The sequence below is a fragment of the Isoptericola sp. NPDC057653 genome, assembly GCF_042799955.1.
GTDB lineage: Bacteria > Actinomycetota > Actinomycetes > Actinomycetales > Cellulomonadaceae > Isoptericola.
Map to the genome: position 1 here is coordinate 158,630 of NZ_JBHVHP010000001.1, position 18,465 is coordinate 177,094.

At 75.5% G+C, this 18,465-nt stretch carries 19 protein-coding genes; 9 read left to right on the plus strand and 10 right to left on the minus strand.

The window, feature by feature from the left end:
- The first annotated feature begins 206 nt into the window (after nucleotides 1-206).
- On the plus strand, nucleotides 207-1,262 hold the full coding sequence (locus ACFU9A_RS00640; protein WP_430573324.1) for a LacI family DNA-binding transcriptional regulator: 1,056 nt from the start codon (nucleotides 207-209) through the stop codon (nucleotides 1,260-1,262).
- A gap of 13 nt (nucleotides 1,263-1,275) precedes the next feature.
- On the opposite strand, the gene ACFU9A_RS00645 is transcribed toward ACFU9A_RS00640, so the two are convergent.
- Genes ACFU9A_RS00645 through ACFU9A_RS00655 form a run of 3 tightly spaced genes read right to left on the minus strand, consistent with a single transcriptional unit; the run spans nucleotide 1,276 to nucleotide 3,196 of the window.
- A complete protein-coding gene (locus ACFU9A_RS00645) occupies nucleotides 1,276-2,013 on the minus strand; it encodes an anti-sigma factor family protein (protein ID WP_430573325.1) in 738 nt (245 codons plus the stop codon).
- Entirely contained in the window at nucleotides 2,010-2,525 is a 516-nt protein-coding gene (locus ACFU9A_RS00650; protein ID WP_430573326.1) for a sigma-70 family RNA polymerase sigma factor, read from the minus strand. The genes ACFU9A_RS00645 and ACFU9A_RS00650 overlap by 4 nt, the downstream gene beginning before the upstream one ends.
- Nucleotides 2,522-3,196, minus strand: a complete 675-nt coding sequence (locus ACFU9A_RS00655; RefSeq protein ID WP_430573327.1) for a YceI family protein — start codon at nucleotides 3,194-3,196, stop codon at nucleotides 2,522-2,524. The genes ACFU9A_RS00650 and ACFU9A_RS00655 overlap by 4 nt, the downstream gene beginning before the upstream one ends.
- A gap of 173 nt (nucleotides 3,197-3,369) precedes the next feature.
- Between ACFU9A_RS00655 and ACFU9A_RS00660 the strand changes: the two genes are divergently transcribed.
- Nucleotides 3,370-3,936 carry a hypothetical protein gene (locus tag ACFU9A_RS00660; RefSeq protein ID WP_430573328.1) on the plus strand — a complete coding sequence of 189 codons (567 nt, stop codon included), beginning with the start codon at nucleotides 3,370-3,372 and terminating at the stop codon, nucleotides 3,934-3,936.
- Nucleotides 3,937-3,942: 6 nt separating this feature from the next.
- Here ACFU9A_RS00660 and ACFU9A_RS00665 read toward each other — a convergent pair whose 3' ends face one another.
- Nucleotides 3,943-4,767, minus strand: coding sequence for a hydroxymethylpyrimidine/phosphomethylpyrimidine kinase (locus tag ACFU9A_RS00665; protein WP_430573329.1), 825 nt, complete (start codon nucleotides 4,765-4,767; stop codon nucleotides 3,943-3,945).
- Nucleotides 4,768-4,837: 70 nt separating this feature from the next.
- Between ACFU9A_RS00665 and ACFU9A_RS00670 the strand changes: the two genes are divergently transcribed.
- From ACFU9A_RS00670 to ACFU9A_RS00685, 4 genes are all read left to right on the plus strand, one after another.
- Nucleotides 4,838-5,530 carry an ANTAR domain-containing protein gene (locus tag ACFU9A_RS00670; RefSeq protein ID WP_430573330.1) on the plus strand — a complete coding sequence of 231 codons (693 nt, stop codon included), beginning with the start codon at nucleotides 4,838-4,840 and terminating at the stop codon, nucleotides 5,528-5,530.
- Nucleotides 5,527-6,225, plus strand: coding sequence for a GAF and ANTAR domain-containing protein (locus ACFU9A_RS00675; protein ID WP_430573331.1), 699 nt, complete (start codon nucleotides 5,527-5,529; stop codon nucleotides 6,223-6,225). The genes ACFU9A_RS00670 and ACFU9A_RS00675 overlap by 4 nt, the downstream gene beginning before the upstream one ends.
- A 46-nt stretch (nucleotides 6,226-6,271) precedes the next feature.
- Complete coding sequence (locus ACFU9A_RS00680) at nucleotides 6,272-7,069, plus strand: deoxyribonuclease IV (RefSeq protein WP_430573332.1); 798 nt, start codon at nucleotides 6,272-6,274, stop codon at nucleotides 7,067-7,069.
- A gap of 144 nt (nucleotides 7,070-7,213) precedes the next feature.
- Entirely contained in the window at nucleotides 7,214-7,660 is a 447-nt protein-coding gene (locus ACFU9A_RS00685; RefSeq protein ID WP_430573333.1) for a helix-turn-helix domain-containing protein, read from the plus strand.
- Between the two features lie 468 nt (nucleotides 7,661-8,128).
- On the opposite strand, the gene ACFU9A_RS00690 is transcribed toward ACFU9A_RS00685, so the two are convergent.
- The gene (locus tag ACFU9A_RS00690; RefSeq protein ID WP_430573334.1) at nucleotides 8,129-8,800 is read right to left on the minus strand and encodes a response regulator; all 672 of its coding nucleotides are present in this window, start codon (nucleotides 8,798-8,800) and stop codon (nucleotides 8,129-8,131) included.
- On the minus strand, nucleotides 8,797-10,056 hold the full coding sequence (locus tag ACFU9A_RS00695; RefSeq protein ID WP_430573335.1) for a sensor histidine kinase: 1,260 nt from the start codon (nucleotides 10,054-10,056) through the stop codon (nucleotides 8,797-8,799). Before ACFU9A_RS00695 ends, ACFU9A_RS00690 begins: the two co-directional genes overlap by 4 nt.
- A 130-nt stretch (nucleotides 10,057-10,186) precedes the next feature.
- Here ACFU9A_RS00695 and ACFU9A_RS00700 point away from each other — a divergent pair, with 130 nt between their 5' ends.
- Nucleotides 10,187-11,098, plus strand: a complete 912-nt coding sequence (locus tag ACFU9A_RS00700) for an ABC transporter ATP-binding protein (protein ID WP_430573336.1) — start codon at nucleotides 10,187-10,189, stop codon at nucleotides 11,096-11,098.
- Nucleotides 11,095-11,901, plus strand: coding sequence for an ABC transporter permease (locus ACFU9A_RS00705; RefSeq protein WP_430573337.1), 807 nt, complete (start codon nucleotides 11,095-11,097; stop codon nucleotides 11,899-11,901). Before ACFU9A_RS00700 ends, ACFU9A_RS00705 begins: the two co-directional genes overlap by 4 nt.
- Nucleotides 11,902-11,934: 33 nt before the next feature.
- Here ACFU9A_RS00705 and ACFU9A_RS00710 read toward each other — a convergent pair whose 3' ends face one another.
- Nucleotides 11,935-13,842 carry a cation:proton antiporter gene (locus tag ACFU9A_RS00710; RefSeq protein WP_430573338.1) on the minus strand — a complete coding sequence of 636 codons (1,908 nt, stop codon included), beginning with the start codon at nucleotides 13,840-13,842 and terminating at the stop codon, nucleotides 11,935-11,937.
- A gap of 204 nt (nucleotides 13,843-14,046) precedes the next feature.
- Here ACFU9A_RS00710 and ACFU9A_RS00715 point away from each other — a divergent pair, with 204 nt between their 5' ends.
- Nucleotides 14,047-14,772, plus strand: coding sequence for a PadR family transcriptional regulator (locus ACFU9A_RS00715; RefSeq protein ID WP_430573339.1), 726 nt, complete (start codon nucleotides 14,047-14,049; stop codon nucleotides 14,770-14,772).
- Here ACFU9A_RS00715 and ACFU9A_RS00720 read toward each other — a convergent pair.
- The 3 genes from ACFU9A_RS00720 to ACFU9A_RS00730 are packed head-to-tail and all read right to left on the minus strand — an operon-like array spanning nucleotide 14,743 to nucleotide 18,411.
- Entirely contained in the window at nucleotides 14,743-16,458 is a 1,716-nt protein-coding gene (locus ACFU9A_RS00720; protein WP_430573340.1) for a PQQ-binding-like beta-propeller repeat protein, read from the minus strand. The genes ACFU9A_RS00715 and ACFU9A_RS00720 overlap by 30 nt on opposite strands.
- Nucleotides 16,459-16,467: 9 nt before the next feature.
- Nucleotides 16,468-18,114, minus strand: a complete 1,647-nt coding sequence (locus tag ACFU9A_RS00725) for a hypothetical protein (protein WP_430573341.1) — start codon at nucleotides 18,112-18,114, stop codon at nucleotides 16,468-16,470.
- Nucleotides 18,115-18,171: 57 nt separating this feature from the next.
- Complete coding sequence (locus ACFU9A_RS00730) at nucleotides 18,172-18,411, minus strand: hypothetical protein (protein ID WP_430573342.1); 240 nt, start codon at nucleotides 18,409-18,411, stop codon at nucleotides 18,172-18,174.
- Nucleotides 18,412-18,465 lie beyond the last annotated feature (54 nt).

Sequence of the window (18,465 nt, forward strand, 5' to 3'; positions counted from 1 at the left end):
GGTGGGAGTCGGCGACGACTCCGGTGTAACGATGCACCGACCATAGAGTGACGGCGCACACAGGTCAAGCGCCATTCGCCTGCGAGATCACGCCCCTCGGAGGCAGGAGCCACCGCGGGCTCATGCACTATGATCGGCACCACACAGTCCATCGATGCACTGACCGGGTGGGCTGGTCCCGGAACCGGAGGAGGCCGCACGAGCGCATGGCTGGCATCACGATCCTGGACGTCGCACGCGCGGCCGGCGTGTCCACGAGCACCGTCTCGAACCTGCTGAACGGGCGCACGGGCCGGATGCTGCCCGAGACCCGCGAGCGGGTGGAGAGCACCATCAAGGAGCTCGGCTACCGCCCCAACCGCGCGGCGCGCCAGCTGCGCACCGGCAAGCCGCAGGTGATCGGCCTGGTCGTGCCCTCCGTGGGCAACCCGTACTGGGGCGCGCTCGCCCGCTACCTCGAGGCCGCCGCCCTCACCGAGGGCTACCACGTGCTGCTGTGCAACTCCGAGCGCGACCCCGCGCGCGAGCGGCAGTACGTGGACGAGCTGATCGCCGACGGCATCCGCGGCATCGTGCTGTGCTCCTCCCTGCCGTCGCTGGAGCACGTCTCCGGGCTGATCGACGACGGGCTGCGGCTCGTCGCCTTCGACCGCACCGCCCAGGCCGACGACCCCGTCGGCCTCGTGAACGTCAGCGTCGACAACACGATCGGCGCCGAGCTCATGGGCGAGCACCTCGTGGCGCTCGGGCACCGGCGCATCGCCTTCGTCTCCGGAGCCATCCGGTCCGTCAACCGCACCGAGCGGTTCGAGGGCTTCCTCCGCGCGCTCGAGCGCGCGGGCATCGCGCGGCCCGACGTCGTCACCTGGCCGGGCAGCAGCAGCGCCGACGGCACGTTCGGCGACGTCGAGGCGGCCGAGCTGGGCCGGGTCGCCGCCACCGAGCTCCTGACGGGGCCGACGCCGCCCACCGCGATCTTCGCCGTCAACGACATGACCGCCATCGGCGTCTGCCGCGCCGTCCGCGACGCGGGCATGGAGGTCGGCACGGACGTGTCCGTCGCCGGCTTCGACGACATCGTGCTCGCGGAGCTCTACTCCCCGCGCCTCACCACCGTGCGCCAGCCGATGAAGGAGATGGCCGCCGCCGCGTTCCGCGCCCTGCACGCCCCGGACGACGAGCAGCCGGCGTCGCACGGGTCGTCGCTGCTCTTCCGCCCCGAGCTCGTGGTGCGCGACTCGACCGCCGCGCCCGTGTCCTGACTCCCGACGCCCGTCACAGCGCGGCGGAGGCGAGCGTCTCGCCCCCCGCCCGCGCGATCTCGACGCGCGCGATGCGGTCCAGCGGCAGCGAGGACGCCGCGCCCAGGCCGGTGGACTCGGTCCCCGACCCCGTCCACGTCCCCGCGACCGTGCGGCCGCCGTCCTGGTCGACGAGGACCAGCGCGTAGCCCGTCGCGTCCGCCGGGTCGTAGCGGCCCGAGCGCGGCGGGTACGTGCAGCTCCACTCCAGGCTCGTGCCCCACGGCTTCGCCGTGGCGGTGAGCGACGCCCGCACGTCGACCGCGCCCACGGGCACGAGGTCCACCGCCCTCGACTGGGCGACGGGCGCCGGCGACGAGGGTGCCGGGACCGGGCCCTCCCCCGGCCCGCCGAGCGCCAGCCCGGCGCCGACCCCGCCCACCAGCAGCACGGACGCAGCGACGGCGACCAGGGAGCGCCGACGCCGCCGCGACCGCCGCGCCGCGCCCGCCAGCGCGGCGAGCGGCACGACGTCCGCCAGGTCGCCGTCGTCGTCCCCGCCCGCCACGACGCCCCGCGGGTCCGTGGCGAGCGCGTGCTCCACGGGCACGGACGCGAGCAGCCCGGGCACGCCCGCCAGCTCCGCGACCGCCGCGCGGCAGCCGTCGCAGCCGGCCAGGTGCTCCTCGAACTCGCGGCGGTCGGCCGGGCTGAGCGCCCCCAGCACGTACGCGGCGTCCCACTCGCGGTACGGGTCGGTCGTCGCGGTCATGGCGTCACTCCCTTCTCCTGCAGCGCGAGCCGCAGAGCGCGCAGGGCGTAGTGCATGCGGGACTTCACGGTGCCCTGCGGCACGTCCAGCTCGTCCGCCAGCTCGGCCACCGACCGTCCCCGGTAGTAGGCGCCCACGACGACGGCGCGGTGCTCGGCGGACAGGTCGGCGAGCGCGTCGGCGACGAGCCACGCGTCGAGCACGGCCTGCGTGCGGTCCGGCTCCGCCGGCTCCGGCAGCCGCCCGGTGGCGCGCTCCCGGCCGTGCCGCGCGCTGCGGAGCTGGTCGACGACAAGGTGGCGCGCCACGGTGAAGAGCCACGCGCGGACGGAGTCCTCCGGCCGCTCCAGCACCTCGGGGTGGCGCCACAGCCGCAGCAGGGACTCCTGCACCACGTCCTGCGCGTCGGCGCCGTCGGGCACCAGGCGGGCCACGAACCGCTGCAGGTCGGGGGCGTGCGCGGCGTGGACGGCCTCGAGGAGCTCCTCGTCGGCGCGGGAGCGCGGCCTCACGACGAGCGCTCCAGCCGCAGCGAGAACTCGACGGCCCCGTGGTCGTCCACGGAGACGAACCCGAGCGAGGGCGGGGTCACGCCGTAGTCGGCGAAGGTCACCGGGACGCTGCCGACCACCTGCACGCCGCCGTCGCCGGCCGCGACCTGCGCCGGGACCTCGAGGTCACGGGCGACGCCGTGCACGGTCAGGCGGCCGGTCAGGTCCACCTCGGTGGTGCCCGCCGTCAGGCGTGCCGGGTCGGTGACCGTGAACTCCGCGGTCGGGAACGTGCCCACCTCCATCACGCTGCCACGGAAGTAGGCGTCCCGCGGCGGCTCGTCGGTGTGGATGCTCGCGACGTCCACCCGGACCGTGCCCGCCGTCAGGCTCCCGCCCTCGACGGTGACCTGTCCGGTGACCTGGTCCGTGCGCCCGGTGACGGTCGCGTCCTCGCCCCGCAGCACCTCGTGCACGCGGTAGCCGGCGACCGAGCCGGCCGCCACCTCCCACGTGCCGTCGAGCGACGCCGGGTCGCCGAGCGGCGCGTCCGACGACGCCAGGGTGGGGACGTCGGCCGCCGCCCGGTTGACGTGGTCGGCGTACAGCCCCGGCCCGACGAGCACGGCGGCGCCACCGAGCACGACCAGCCCGGCGCCCACCCCGACCAGCACCTTCGTCCGCCTGCGCACGACCGGCCCCTTCCGTCGTGCCACGCCCGCGGCGCGGCTCCTACCCGGCACGACGAGGCGGGCGCCGCCGAGGTTCAGCCGGATCCGGTGCCGCCGCGGATGAACCTCGCGCGCCGCGGTCTCGTCGTCCCCCATAGGTGCACCGAGCCGTGCATCGGAGCGGAGGAGACATCATGCGCACCACGAGCAGGCGACTCGCGGCCCTGGCCGCGACGGCGGCGCTCGCCGGCACCCTGGCCGCGTGCAGCGGGGGCGGCGGCAGCTACGGCGGCGGGGCGAGCACCCCGGCCGACACCACGACGGGCTCGTCCACGGGGTCGTCCACGGGCTCGACGTCGGACGGGGGCGGGTCGTCGAGCACGGCCGCGCTGAGCACGGCCAAGACCAGCCTCGGCACGATCGTCGTGGACGGGAAGGGCATGACCGTCTACTACTACGAGCCGGACGATCCCGGGTCGGGCAAGAGCGCGTGCACGGACGCGTGCCTGGCCGCGTGGCCGCCGGTGCACGCCGGCAGCGGCACCCCGAAGGTGCAGGGCGTGACGGCCGAGGTCGGCACGATCACCGGCAACGACGGGAAGCCGCAGGTGACGCTCGACGGCCACCCCGTCTACCTGTACGCGGGTGACGGCGCGCCCGGGGACGTCGCCGGCCAGGGCATCCAGGACATCTGGTGGGTGGTGGCCCCGGACGGCTCCGAGATCGAGACCATGGCGTCCGGCTCCGGGGGCGGCTACTGACGCCCGTCAGGCGACGAAGGCGCCCTGCCACACGGTGTCGAACGGGGTCCGGGCGGCGACGCGTGCCTCGATGCCGCGGGTCACCATGTCCTTGGCGACGCGGACGGCCTCGGGCACGTCGGCGCCCTTGGCCAGCTCGGCGGTGATCGCCGCCGCGAACGTGCAGCCCGCGCCGGAGACGCGCTCCTCGCCCACCTTCGGCGCGGCGAAGACGGTGACGTCCTCGCCGTCGAACAGGACGTCGACGGCGTCCTCGCCGGGCAGCTCCACACCGCCCTTGGCGACGACGTAGCGGCGGCCGGTGCCGTCGCCGAGCCGGGCGTGGATGCGGCGGGCCGCCTCGACGAGCTCCTCCACGGAGGTGATGTCGTCCATGCCCGCGAGGGTCTTCGCCTCGAACAGGTTGGGCGTCACGACGGTGGCCAGCGGCAGCACGCGCTCGCGCAGCGCGGTGTCGGTGTCGAGGGCCGCGCCCGGCTCCTGGCCCTTGCAGATGAGCACGGGGTCGAGCACGACGTGGCGCCACGGCTGCGACTCGAGCGAGCGGGCCACGACGTCGATCGTCGTCGGCGTGCCGAGCATGCCGACCTTGACCACGTCGAGCGCGTGGGTCGACGTGGCGGCCTCGAACTGGTCCGCGATGACCTGCGGGTCGACGGGCACGAACCGGTGGCCCCAGTCGTGCTTCGGGTCGAACGAGACGATGCAGGTCAGCGTGCCCACCCCGTAGGCGCCGAGCTGCTGGAAGGTCTTGAGGTCGGCCTGGATCCCGGCCCCTCCCGTGGCCTCGGAGCCTGCGATGACGTACGCGAGCGGCGGCGTGGTGCTCATGGGGGGACAGCCTACGACCGCGCCCGGACGGTGGAAGAATAGGTCGGGACGCGAGGAGGTGCGGGGGCAGGTGGACGGGTCGAAGCTGTTGGGCCTGCTGGCCGACGCGCTGGCGCGCATCGACGGGGACCTGCCGCTGGCGGCACGACTCTGCATCGCGTGCGTGGAGGTGGTCGGTGCCGAGAGCGGCGCCCTGACGGTGTCCCCCTCCCCTGACGAGCGCCTGGTGGTCACGACCTCCGACGGGGTCTCCGCGCGGATCGAGGACCTGCAGGAGGTGCTCGGCGAGGGTCCGGTCCAGCTCGCGCTCGAGCAGGACCGGATGGTGGTGACGCCGATCAACGGGGACGCGGGCAGCGCGTTCCCGGTGTTCTCCCAGATGGTGCGGTCCATCAGCGGCCCGGGGACGGCGTACGCCGTGCCGATGCGGGTCCGGGGCACGGTGATGGGGGTGCTCAGCCTGTACGCCGCCGACGACCACCTCGCCCGCACGCTCGTGGACGTGCAGTTCCTCGCCGACGCGGTCGGGACCTCGCTCCTCGACGACCTGGAGCCGCTCGACTGGTCGGTCCAGGCCCGCATCCACCAGGCTGCCGGCATGGTGACGGCACAGCTGCGGATCCCGCCCGCCGACGCCCTCGCCGTGCTCCGGGCGCACGCCTTCGCCCGGTCCTCGACACTGCAGGACGTCGTCGACGACGTCCTGGACGGTCGGCTCGACTTCACATCGGACGACGAGACAGAAGGAACCATGGAGCCATGACGCTGCGCACCCCTGCCGACTCGCTCGCCGACGTGGCGGCAGAGCTCCTCCGGGAGCACGACGTCGCCGACCTGCTCCTGCGCCTGACGCGGGACGCCACCCAGTTCGCCCGCGGTGACGCGGCGGGCATCCTCGTCCGCACCCACGACGGGCCCCTCGAGCTGCTCGCCGCCACGTCGCACCGGGCCACCTACATCGAGCTCTTCCAGACGCAGCGCGACGAGGGGCCGTGCGTCGACGTGATCAGGACCGGCCGGCCCGTGGCCGCCACGGGCCGTGACGAGATCGTCGCCCGGTGGCCCGGCGTCGGCCCGGCGATCGTCGGTGCCGGCTTCGAGGCCGTGCACGCCTTCCCGCTCGACTGGCAGGGCGGCGTGCTCGGCGGGCTCAACATCTTCGGCCGCGGGGCCGAAGCCCTCGACGACGAGTCGGCACGTGCGGCGCGGGCCCTGGCGAGCATGGTGACCCTGGTCATCGTGCAGCCGGAGCGCCTGCGCCCGGACGAGGTGGACCGGCGGTTGCGGCGCGCGCTGGGCGGGCGGGTCGTCATCGAGCAGGCCAAGGGGGCCCTCGCCTACCAGATGGGGATCGACCCGGCGAACGCCTACGAGGTGCTGCTGGAGCGGTCGGTCCGCGAGGGCATCCCCCTCACGCAGACGGCCCGCCAGGTGCTGCGGGAGGCGCAGCAGCGCTGACGCACCCGCCGCGTCCTCGTCGGACGCGCGCCCTAGGGTGGGGCGCATGAGCGTGAAGATCGGGGCCCACGTCGACCTGTCGGACGCCGTCGCGCAGGCGGCGGAGATCGGGGCCGAGGTGGTGCAGGTGTTCCTCTCGGACCCCCAGGCGTGGAAGGTGCCGCCGTTCGACGACTCCGCCCACCCGGGCGGCGCGGAGGCGTTCCGCGAGGAGACGGCGGCCGCGGGGATCGACGTCTACGTGCACGCGCCGTACGTCATCAACGTGGCGTCCACCAACAACCGCATCCGCATCCCGAGCCGCAAGCTGCTGCAGCAGATCATGACCGGCGCCGGCGAGATCGGGGCGCGGGGCGTCGTCGTGCACGGCGGTCACGTCACCGCGAAGGACGACCCGGACGTCGGCTTCGACAACTGGCGCAAGGCGATCGACGCGCTCGAGACCGACGTGCCCGTCCTCATCGAGAACACGGCGGGCGGCGACTTCTCGCTGGCGCGCCGCCTCGACCGGCTGGAGCTGCTCTGGGCCGCCGTGATGCGGGCGAACGGCGCGGAGAACGTCGGCTTCACGCTCGACACCTGCCACGCCTGGGCGGGCGGCATCGACCTCGCGACCGCCGTCGACGACATCCGCGCGATCACCGGCCGCATCGACCTGGTGCACGCCAACGACTCTCGCGACACCGCCGGGTCGGGCGCCGACCGCCACGCACACTTCAGCGACGGGAACATCCCCGCGGAGCTGCTGGTCGGCGTGGTCGCGGCGGCCGGCGCCCCCGTCGTCTGCGAGACCCACGGCGACATGGGCCCGGACATCGCCTGGCTGCGGGAGCGGCTGGGCTGACCACCGGGCGGCCGCGACCGTCGGGCGACGGCCGCGCCTGTGGACGAAGGCCCCGCCTGTGGACGAAGGCCCCGCCTGTGGACGAAGGCCCCGCCTGTGGAGGACCGGAGCGGCGGGGTACGCCGGTCCGCGAGCATGCCGGGCATGACCACCGACGCGACCACCGACCCCCTCGCCGCCGAGACCGCCGAGACCGCCGAGACCGTCGAGACGGCCGAGGACGCGACGACCCGCCTCCGCCGCGCCACCGACCCCTTCTGGGTCCCCGCCACCGACCCGGACCTCGATCCCGACGTCGACGACGCCGAAGGCGGCCCCGGGGCTCCCCGACCCCGGAGGCGCGCCCGCCGGCTGCTGCCCGACGGCCTCGCCGAGGCTGCCGCGGGCGCCATCCGGTACGAGAGCGCCAGGCGGGGCATGACCCAGCAGGACCTGTCCCTGGCGCTCGGGCGCTCACGCTCCGCGGTCTCCGCCCGCTACACCGGCCAGGTGCCGTGGTCGCTCGACGACGTCGGGCGGCTCGCCTCGCTCTACGGCTGCCACGTGACCGACCTGCTCACCGAGCCACCCCGCGTCCGCTCGCCCTGGTGAGCCCTGGGGATCGTCACTTCAGGCGCCACTGCCGGTCGCCGCAGACGGCCCCGGGCGCCTCCCGCCCGTCGGTCGGCTCGTCAGCGGGTACTCCCCGCGCGGCGTCAGCCAGCCCCGGCGTGTCGCGGCCCGGGCGCGCCGTCGCCGCCAGGACGTTGTCTTCTTTCGCTCCGTCGGCAGCCCGGGAGTTCCGCGCGCCCGACCGTCACCGATGCGGCCCCGCCCGCAACGACCGCCCCGCCGGACTCCCTCCGCCCCGACGGGCACCGTTCCCGTCCCGCGAGAGATGCGTGCTGCGCAGGATCCGCGCCCGCCTGGCGGGAGGCACTCTCGGTCTGCCGGCGGAGCGAAAGAAGACAACGTCCTCGAGCCGAGGACACGCCGGCACACGCGACACGCGACACGCGCGTGCCTCTCGAGCTCGGGCGAGGCCTGCCCGGGCCCGACGGCGCGCGGGTCGCGGGGACCTCAGGCGTCCGCGAGCCCGGCGTCGTGCACGACGATCGCCGCCTGCACGCGGTTGGCGGCGTCCAGCTTGGTGAGGATGCGCGAGACGTGCGTCTTCACGGTGGGCACGCTCATGTAGAGCTCCCCGGCGATGTCGGCGTTGGACAGCCCGCGGGCGACGGCGAGCGCGACCTCCCGCTCGCGGTCGGTCAGCGCGTCGAGCCGCGCGGCCGCGGCCCGGCGGCCGTCGGGGGCGGAGCGGTCGGTGACGGCCGCGATGAGCTGCTCGGCCACGCGTGGAGACAGGGTCGGCTCCCCGGCGGCCGCGGCCCGGACGGCCTCCACCAGGCGCGCCGGGGGCGTGTCCTTGAGCAGGAACCCGGCGGCCCCGGCGCGGAGGGCCTCGACGATCATGTCGTCGGCGTCGAACGTCGTGAGCACGATGACGCGCACGTCGCGCAGGTCGCGGAGGTCGCGCAGCCGCCGCGTCGCCTCGATGCCGTCCAGGCGCGGCATGCGGATGTCCATGAGGACGACGTCCGGCCGCTCCCGGGCGACCACGGCCAGCGCCTCCATGCCGTCGGACGCCGAGGCGACCACCTCCAGGTCCGGGTCGCCGCCCAGGATGAGGGTCAGCCCCGACCGCACCAGCGGGTCGTCGTCGACCAGCACCACGCGCGTCGTCCCGTTCATGCCGTCCCCCTCGCCCTGTCCAGCTCTGCCGCGGACCACGGTAGCCAAGCCTCCAGCCGGAACTCCGCGCCGCGCCCGTCCGGCGTCGTGCCGTGCGAGAGCCGGCCCCCGACGAGGTCGACCCGCTCCGTGAGACCCACCAGCCCGAGGCCGGACTCCGGCGCGGCGGGGCCGGCGGGCGCCGGCCCCACGGTGCGCACCGGGTTGCGGACCACGATCGTCAGCCCCTCGCCCGGCGCGCCGCTCACGGCCACCGTCACCGGCGCCCACGGGGCGTGCTTGCGCGCGTTGGTCAGCCCCTCCTGCACGATCCGGTACGCGTGCCGGCTCACGACCTCGCCCAGCCCGTCCGTCCCGCCCGTGCGCGCCGCGAGGCGCACGTCCGCGCCGTTCGCCCGCGCCTCGGCGAGGAGCTCGTCGAGGTCCACGAGCGAGGGCTGCGGCGGCTCGGGGGCGGCCGGCACCCCGGGCTCCCCGGGCTCACCGGGCGAGGTCGCGCGCAGCACGCCGAGCACCTCGCGCAGCTCGGCGAGCGCCGCGTGGGCGTTGTCCTGCACCACGGCGGCCGTCTCGGCGACCTTCTCGGGCGGGAGGTCCGTGCGATAGGCCAGCGCGCCGGCGTGCATCGCGACCAGCGAGATGCGGTGCGCGAGGACGTCGTGCATCTCGCGCGCGATCCGCGTGCGCTCCGCCGTCCGCGCCTGCGCGACGCGGCTCGCCTGCTCCCGCTCCGCCGTCTCGGCCCGCTCCCGCAGCGACACCAGGTGCTCGCGGCGCAGGCCGATGTACGCGCCGATCCAGACGAACAGGGCGTACATGACCACGCCACCGACCAGCTCGATCCACCGGTCGTACGACTCCGGGGTGACGTACGGGTGCAACGAGCTGTGCACACGCCCCGCGGCCACGAACACCACCCCGGCGACGGCGATCTTCCACCACCGCCGCCCCGTGGCCAGGGAGATCACCGCGATGGTCTCCGCGCCGACCACCAGGGACGAGACCGACGCCGCCGCGCACAGCACCAGGGCGATCGTCAGGGGCGCCCGGCGGCGCAGCAGCAGGAGCCCCAGGCCGGCCAGGCCGACGAGGAAGTCGAGCGCCCACTGGCCGTCGGTCATGACCCGCTGCCCGGTGTCCGCCTCCCAGGCGACGAGCAGCATCACCGTCAGCCCCGTGAGCAGCGCCACGAGCAGCCGCCATGCCTCTCCCCAGACGCGAAGGGCGCGGGTCGGGCGGGCGGGAGCGTCGGGCACGACGTCGAGCCTAGGCACCGGCGGGCCGCCGGGCATCCGCCGGGCGGAGGGGGCGCATCCTCCGGAAGGAGGACACGAACCATCCCCTCGCCGGACGCGCGGACGCCCACGCCCGGGCAGGCTGGAGCCCATGATCACCGTGGAGCACCTCACCAAGAGATACGGGCCGGCCGCCGCCGTGGACGACGTGTCGTTCACCGTCGAGCCCGGCCACGTCACGGGCTTCCTCGGCCCGAACGGCGCCGGCAAGTCCACGACGATGCGCATGATCTGCGGGCTCACGCCCGCGACGTCGGGCTCGGCACGCGTCCTCGGCAAGCCGTTCACCGCGCTCGCCAACCCCGGCCGGCGCGTGGGCGTGCTGCTCGACGCGGGCGCCCAGCACTCCGGCCGCACCGGCCGCGAGGTGCTCACGCTCGGCGCGCTCATGACCGGCGTCGACCGCCGCCGCATCGACACCACCCTCGAGCTGGTGGGCCTCACCGACCGGGAGGCCGCCCGCCGCGTGGGCCAGTACTCCCTCGGCATGCGGCAGCGGCTCGGCCTCGCGTCCGCCCTGCTCGGCGACCCCGAGGTGCTCATCCTGGACGAGCCCGCCAACGGCCTCGACCCGGCCGGCATCCGCTGGATGCGCGACCTGCTCGACGACTTCGCCTCCCGCGGCGGCACCGTGCTGCTCTCCTCGCACCTGCTGCGCGAGATGGAGGCCGTGGCCGACCGGATCGTCGTCATCGGCCGCGGCCGCGTCGTCGCCGAGGGCCACAAGGACGACCTGCTGCGGCAGGCCGGCACGTTCGTCCGCTCCACCGACGACGCCGCGCTGGCCCGCGCCCTGCGGCAGGGCGGCGCCGGCGTCGAGGAGCTCGTCACCGGCGGGCTCTCCGTCGAGTCGGAGCCGATCGACGTCGGCCGCGCGGCCGCCGCGGCGGGCGTCGTGCTCGCCGAGCTGCGCGCCGCCGACTCCCGCGGCCTCGAGGACCTCTTCCTCGAGCTCACCGCCGACGACGCCCGCGAGCAGACCCGGACGGAGGTGCCGGCATGACCACCGCATCGACGGTCGCGCAGGACGCGACCAGGACCCGCAGCTCCCGCGCGGACGTCCGGCCCATCTCCTTCGGCACGCTCACGCTGGTCGAGTGGCGCAAGCAGCTCGACACCCGCGCCGGGCGCTGGATGCTCGCCGTCATCGCGATCGTCACGATCGCGGTCCTCGCCGTGATGGTAGGCGTGAACGGCGGCAACCACTCGTTCAGCGCCTTCGTCATCGGTACGACGACGCCGTCCGCCATGCTGCTGCCCATCGTGGGCGTGCTCGCGGCGACCTCCGAGTGGTCGCAGCGCACCGCCCTCGTGACGTTCACCCTCGAGCCGCGCCGCACCCGCGTCGGCCTGGCGAAGGTGGTCGGCGCCATCGGCTCCGGCCTCGCGCTCCTCGTGCTGACCGTCGGCCTCGCCGCCCTCGCGCACCTGCTGGTGATCGTGTTCCGCGACGCCACCCCCGCGTGGGACCTGTCGTTCCAGTCGGTCCTCCTGCTCGCGCTCACCGTGGTGCTGTTCATGGCGCAGGGCGTGGGCTTCGGCCTGCTGCTGCGCAGCACGCCCGGCGCGATCGTGACGCTGCTCCTGGTGCCGACGCTCTTCGGCCTCCTCGCCGGGCTCGTGCCCGGCATGGCCGGCGCCATCCCGTGGATCGACCTCGGCACCGCGACCGAGCCGCTGCTCTTCGGCGGTGGGCTCGACGGCGAGGGCTGGGCGCACCTCGGCACCGCGGCCCTCATCTGGGTGGTCGCCCCGCTCGTCGGCGGCCTGTGGCGCGTGGCCCGCAGCGAGATCTCGTCGTCCTGATCATGGCGGCCTGACCGACCGACGCCGGCCGGATCAGCCGTCGAGGTGCCCCCGCATCTCGACGGCGATCTGGTCGGCGTCGAGCTGTTCCAGGGCCCTGCTCAGCAGGTCCGAGTCGTACGTCCCCACGGCCCGGGCCTCGAGCAGGGCCTTGCGCTGCGCGGCGATCGTCGCGAGGCGGAGCTCGAAGAACTGCTGGGACAGCTCCTCGGGCGTGGCTTCCTCCTCGTCCTGGTCGGCCTGCTCCCGCACGACGACCGACCGCACCCGCTCGACGACGTACGGCGCGTACGGGGTGCCGTCCTTGCGGCGCAGGTCGGGGTCGTCGAGCATCTCGCTGGCGGTGCCGTCGACGATCTCGCGCAGGCCCTCCGTACCCTCCACGAACCGGGAGGAGGTGACGCCCGACAGGCCCAGCCGGCGCACCACCCATGGCAGCGTGCCGCCCTGCACCAGCAGGGTGCCGGCGGCGACGCCGAACGCGATGAGGATGAGCAGCGAGCGCTGCGGGAAGTCGTTGGGAAGCGTCTGGGCCGCGGCCAGCGTCACGACGCCGCGCATGCCCGCCCACACGATGACCACGCCCTCCTTGGGCCCGAGCGGGGCCGCGAGCAGGTAGTCGACGTCGGCGATCCGCCGCGTGAACCGGCGCCGGAACTCCGTGACCCGGTCCATGCGGCGCTTGCGCAGCCGCTCCCGCTGGCCCTCGGACAGCGACCCCGCCGCCGCCCGCTTCGCCGCCTGGACGCTGCGGCGGCGCTGCTGCTTCTGCACCTGGCGGCGCACGTTCCCGAGCTCCCAGACCCGCTGGTCCCCCGTCGACCACGACGTCGCGAGCTCGGTGGCCGCCTGCGGCGTGATGATCCCGCGGGAGTCGCTGAGCTCGTCGAGCTTCGCGGAGACGCGCCGCTCCATCTGGTCGAGCGTCTCGCGCACCTGCTCCGCGCGCCGCCGCCGGGCCGCGAGGTAGCGCAGCAGCGGCAGCACGAACATCGCGCGCAGCGCGATCACGCACACCGCCGCGAGGGTCGCGACGCCCACCGCCAGCCAGAGGGAGCCGTGGGCCTCGCGCACGTCCTCGACGAGGCCGAAGACCTCGAGGCCCATGGCCAGGAACAGCCCGCCCTCGAGCAGGGTCTCGATGGTGCGCCAGTTCATGCGTTCCGCGACCCGGTCCTGGGGGCGCAGGTGCCGCGCGGAGAGCGTGCTGGTGACGAGGCCGGCCGCGACGGCGGCGACGATGCCGGAGGCGTCGAGCTCCTCGGCCGGCAGGTAGGCCGCGAACGGCACCACGAACGACACGGCGGTGGACAGGGCGGCATGCTTCAGGTGCTCGCGGACCCACAGGCCGAGGCGGCCCACGATCAGGCCGATGACGACGGCGAGGAGCACCGCCTTGACGAAGCTGCCGACCACGCCCCACACGCTGACGCTCACGGCCGTCGCCGCGATGGCGGAGCGCAGCAGCACCAGCGACGTGGCGTCGTTGAGCAGGCCCTCGCCCTCGAGCATGACCACGACCCGCTGCGGTGCGCCCAGCTTCTTGATGATCGACGTGGCGACGGCGTCCGTCGGGCTGACGATGGCGCCCAGGGCGATGCCGGCGGCGAGGTCGATGCCCGGGATGACCGCCGAGAAGACGAACCCGAGGAGGACGGCGGAGATGACCACGAGCAGCACGGCCATGCCGCCGATCGCGGTGAAGTCGCGGCGGAAGTCCATGGACGGGAACGACGCCGCCGAGGCGTAGAGCAGGGCCGGCAGCACCCCCACGAGGATGACCTCGGGGTTGATCGGGATGGCCGGGACGACGGGCAGGAAGCTCACGGCGACGCCGACCAGCACCAGCACCAGCGGCGCGGCGACCCCGGCGCGGGGTGCCAGGGCGGTGACGGCGATGACGACGACCGCCGCGAGCACGCTGACGAGGAGGACGTCCATGCCGAACAACGTAAGCGCCCGCCCGCGCGTTCTCCCGGGGCCGTCACCGAACCGGAATCAGAGTGACTCAGGTCACACGCTGTCAGGGGTTGCGTAACGATATATCGCGTCCTATCTTAGATACGTCGCCGCCCGAGGTAGAGGTGCCGCAGGCACTCCCCGGCCGACACGAACCCTGAATCCCACACAGTGAGGACACCGCTCATGCGTACCCCCCGAGACACGACCTTCGACCCCCGATCCTTCGATCCCCGGTCCTTCGACCGGCACCCCTTCGACCGGCAGCCCGGCCCCCGTGGCGACCGCCGCCGGCGCGGGGAGTTCCCCGGCCCCGACGGCTTCGGCCCCGGGTTCCCGCCTGTCCCTCCGGGCTTCGGCCCGGGCTTCGGCCCGCGCGGGCACCGGGGCGGCGGCCGCCGCGCCGGCCGCGGCGAGATCCGCGCCGCGCTCCTCCTGCTGCTCTCCGAGCAGCCCATGCACGGCTACCAGGTGATCACCGAGCTCGCCTCGCGCACCGACGGCCGCTGGCGTCCGAGCCCGGGCGCCGTCTACCCGGCCATCTCCCAGCTCCAGGACGAGGGCCTCGTCTCCGTGGCGGACGACGGCGGACGACGCCTCGCCTCGCTCACCGACGAGGGCCGCGCCTACGTGGAGGAGCACCGCGACGAGCTCGGCAACCCGTGGCAGAAGGTGGCCGAGGACCCGCGCCGCCAGGGCCACGAGCTGCACGTCGCGATGCGCGCCCTCGGCGGCGCCGTCGAGCAGGTCGCCCGCGCGGGCAGCCGCGCCCAGGCCGAGGCCGCGGCCGCGGTGCTCGACAGGGCCCGGCGCGAGGTCTACCTCGTGCTGGCGGACGCGACCGACGTCACCGACGCCGACGCGGACGACACCGACGACCCGTCAGCCGAGGCCGACGATCTCGGTCGGTGACCACCGCACGAGCCGCCCGGCGACGGCGAGCTGGACCCCCCAGCCGTCGCCGCCGAGCTGCAGCTGCCAGAGCTGCCGTCCCGTGGCGGCGTCGAGCGCTACCCAGTGCACGACGTCGCCACGGGCGTAGTCCGGCACCACGAACGCGGCCAGCCGCCCGTCGGTGAATGCCGCCTCCACGAACCGCGGCCCGTAGGCGCCGAGCGCGTCGACCCCCTCCACGAGGTCGGGCCGCGACCACAGCACCTCGCCCGTGCCGAGGTCCAGCCCGTACACGCGGCGGCCCTCGTCCACGACCACCGCCACCTGCGCCGTCCGGACCAGCAGGTTCGAGGCGCGCAGGTCGGTGCTCCACAGCTCGTCGCCGTCGGCGTCGGTCGCCACCGTGGCGTCCCGGCGCCGTTCCAGCACCACCCCGTCGCCGCCGCCGTCCGTGCTCAGCGGCACCAGGTAGCGGCCCCGGAGCGCACGCACCTCGCTGCCGTCCGCGCGCAGCAGCCGGTCCGGGTCGTCGCCGCCCCGCAGGACGGCGTCCGCGTCGACCCCGGCCAGGTAGCCGCCCGTCGCGAGCGGCTCCACCGAGAACCCCTCGAACGTCGGCCGGTCCCCGGGCCGGTCCAGCCGCACGCCGTCCGGCGTGAACCACGCGTCGACGCCGCAGCCGCCCAGCCACAGCACGTGGTCCGTGATCGAGGTCTGCACCCCGCCGCGCAGGTCCACCCCCGACGTCGTGCCGTCCTCCGCCCAGCGCACGCACATCGCCGGGTCCACCGTGGCGTCGAACGGCATGGTCTTCTCCCAGCGGACCTTCCCGGTGGCGCCGTCCTCCAGGCGGACCCGCAGGTCGTAGCCGTCGGGGATCGCCCCCGCGCCCGCCGCGCCCGCCGCGACCTCGTCCGCCACCTCCGGGTCGACCGGCGCGGCGTCGCCCACCCACTCCGTCGTCACGAGGCCGCCGTCGGGCCCGGGGAACGCCATCGTCGACGCGAACCCCACCTCCCGCGAGCCCGCCACCGTCCCGTCGGCGTCCACCACCGTGACGGTGCTGCGGCCGCCGCCGGCGGCCGGCCGGGCCGACACGCACACGATGCGCTCCGTCGGCGACGGCTGGAAGTCGCCGGACCAGACCTGCATGCCCGGCCCGCAGGTGGTCGACCCGTCGGGCAGGGCCACGCTCCAGCGCCGGTCCCCCGTCTCCACGTCCAGACCGAGCAGGGCGGGCCCCTGCTGGGCCACCACCAGGCCGCCGAGCACCCCCACCAGGCCGCCGGGCGCGCTGCCCTCCGTCGGGACCCGCCACACCTCGCGCGGCTCGTCGGTGAGGTCCAGCACGCCGCCCGGCGCGGCACGGAGCGCCGCGAGCCGGCCACGGTCGCCCACCGTGTCCACCACGACCGCCGTCAGCGCCGCCGCGACGACCACCACCGCCGCGACCAGCCGCCGCCCCCGCAGGAACCCGCGGACACGGTCGGCCGCCTGACGCAGGGTCAGCCCGACGGGCTCCTCGGGCGGCAGCTCGTCGAGGTCGACGTCGTCCGCCGGGTCGAGGTCGATGAGGAGCGGGCCGTCCGACACGGCGGGCCGGCGCGTGGTCCGCACCTCGGCCGCAACCTCGTCCTCCTCGTCGCCGTCGGGCTCGAGGTCGAACGTGAAGGCGTCGTCGTCGGCGCCGTGCCGTCGGGCCACACCTCGAAACTAAGCCCGGCCGGCACCCCGCAGCGACCCGGGATCGCGATGCACCGTGATCCCGTCCTCGCTGACGTACGAGGCCCCGTCGCCCTCCGTCGTCCGCAGCAGGAGGATGCCGCCGAGCGCCGCCGGGCGCTCACCGAGCCGCTCCGCGCGGGAGTCCTCCTGGAGCACCCGCCCGGTGGCCAGGTCGAGCCGCACCAGCGCGTACCCGTCGTCGTCCCCCGCGACCGTCAGCAGCGCCTCGCGGCCGTCCGTCAGCGCGCCCTGGAGCCACCGGTCGTCCTGCCAGCCCGGCACCGGCTCGCCGACCGACCAGCGCTCCGCGCCCGTCCCGGCGTCCAGGCCCACGAGCACCCCGTCGGGCTGCTGGAGCAGCACCGTGCCGGCCGTCCGCACCAGCACCTCGGAGCCGTCGTCGAGCAGGCCCGGCTCCTCCTCCGGCACGGGTCCGCCCTGACGGGGCCGCACCCACAGCGGGTCGCCGCCCAGGGCGGCGGGGTCCAGCGCCGTCAGGCCGTCGGCCGTCAGGACGAGCCGCGGGCCGGCCGAGCCGTCCGTGGCCGCCGGGTCGAGCAGGACACCGGGCAGCACGACGTCCGGCCCGTCCAGCGCGGTCAGCCGCGACCGGCCGTCCTCCTGCGGCACGGCGACCCCGCCGTCGACGGACCGCAGGACCGCCTCGCCGTTCCCGGGCGCCCCGACGACCGGCGCCGTCTCCCCCGCCCCCGGGGGCGTCCACACGAGGTGCGCGCCGCACCGGCCCAGCTCGACGAGGCCCGGCGACGAGCGCAGACCGTAGCCGGCGAAGTCCAGCTCGATCGTGTCGTTCATCCACAGGAGGCACTGGTCCGTGGCCGCCGGGTCGAACGGGACGTCCACGGTGGCGCGGACGTCGCCGCTCAGCGCGTCCTCGACCCGCACCCGCAGGCCCGGCCCGTCCAGCGTCTCGAGCGCGCGGAGCGCCGCGTCCTCGTCCGCGAACCCCCGGGCCTCGGGCAGCGGCCCGTCCGGCTCGACCACGAGGACCGTCCCGCCCGCGGCGGGGGCGACCGTCACCCCGGAGACGTCGCCCAGGCCGCGCGTGCCGACGACCGTGCCGTCCGCGGCGATCACCGAGACGGCGCGGTCCGTCAGGTCCCCGCTGAGGCACACCACCTCGTCGAGGGGCATCGTCCACTCCACCGGGTCGACCGGGCCGGGGCCGCACTCGACCTGCTCGCCGAGGGGCTCCCGCCACGCCTCGTCGCCGGTCGCCGCGTCGAGGCCGACGGCGTCGGTCCCGTCCTGCGCGACGACGACGCCGCCGGCGAGCACCGCCAGCACGCCGCTGTCGGTGTCCGCGCTCCAGCCCTCGTCGGCCACGGCCGCGGCGGCGTCGCGCACCCCGCCGGGCGCGGCGACCAGGAGGTCCAGCCGGTGCCGCTCCGCGAGGGCGTTCCCGGCGGCCGTGCCGCCGACGGTGAGGACGACCGCGCCCGCGACCGCGCCCGCGACGATCCCCCACGTGCGCGGCCGCACCCGGCGGACCGCCGCGACCAGGCGCTCCCCCGCGCCGGGCGGGACGTCCTCGGGCTCCGCGGCGTCGTCGACCGTCTCCGGTTCGTCCGGCTGGAGGTCGAAGGTGGCCATCGAGCTCCGGCGACGCGACATGGACGGAGGGTAGCGGCGCGCCCACGGACCGGCGCCCCGCGTCCCGCGGCGCGCCGGTCAGATCACCCGGCCGCGCTCCACGCTGCGGGAGACCGCCAGCTCGAGCAGCGCCGTGCGGGCCCGGCGGCGCCGGTCGTCCGGGTCCACGGTGAGCCGGTCGCCGGGGTTGGCGCGACGGGCAGGGGCCTCGCCGACGGGGTGCGCCGGGCGGGCCGGCGCCGCCGCGACCGGCCGGGGCAGGCTCGGGCGGGTCGGCATCGTGAGGGGCGTCGGGACCGGCGTGGTGGACATGGACATCAGGGCCTCCTTCCGGCGGCCCGTCCGGCCGCACGCCCCCATGCTGCGCCGCAC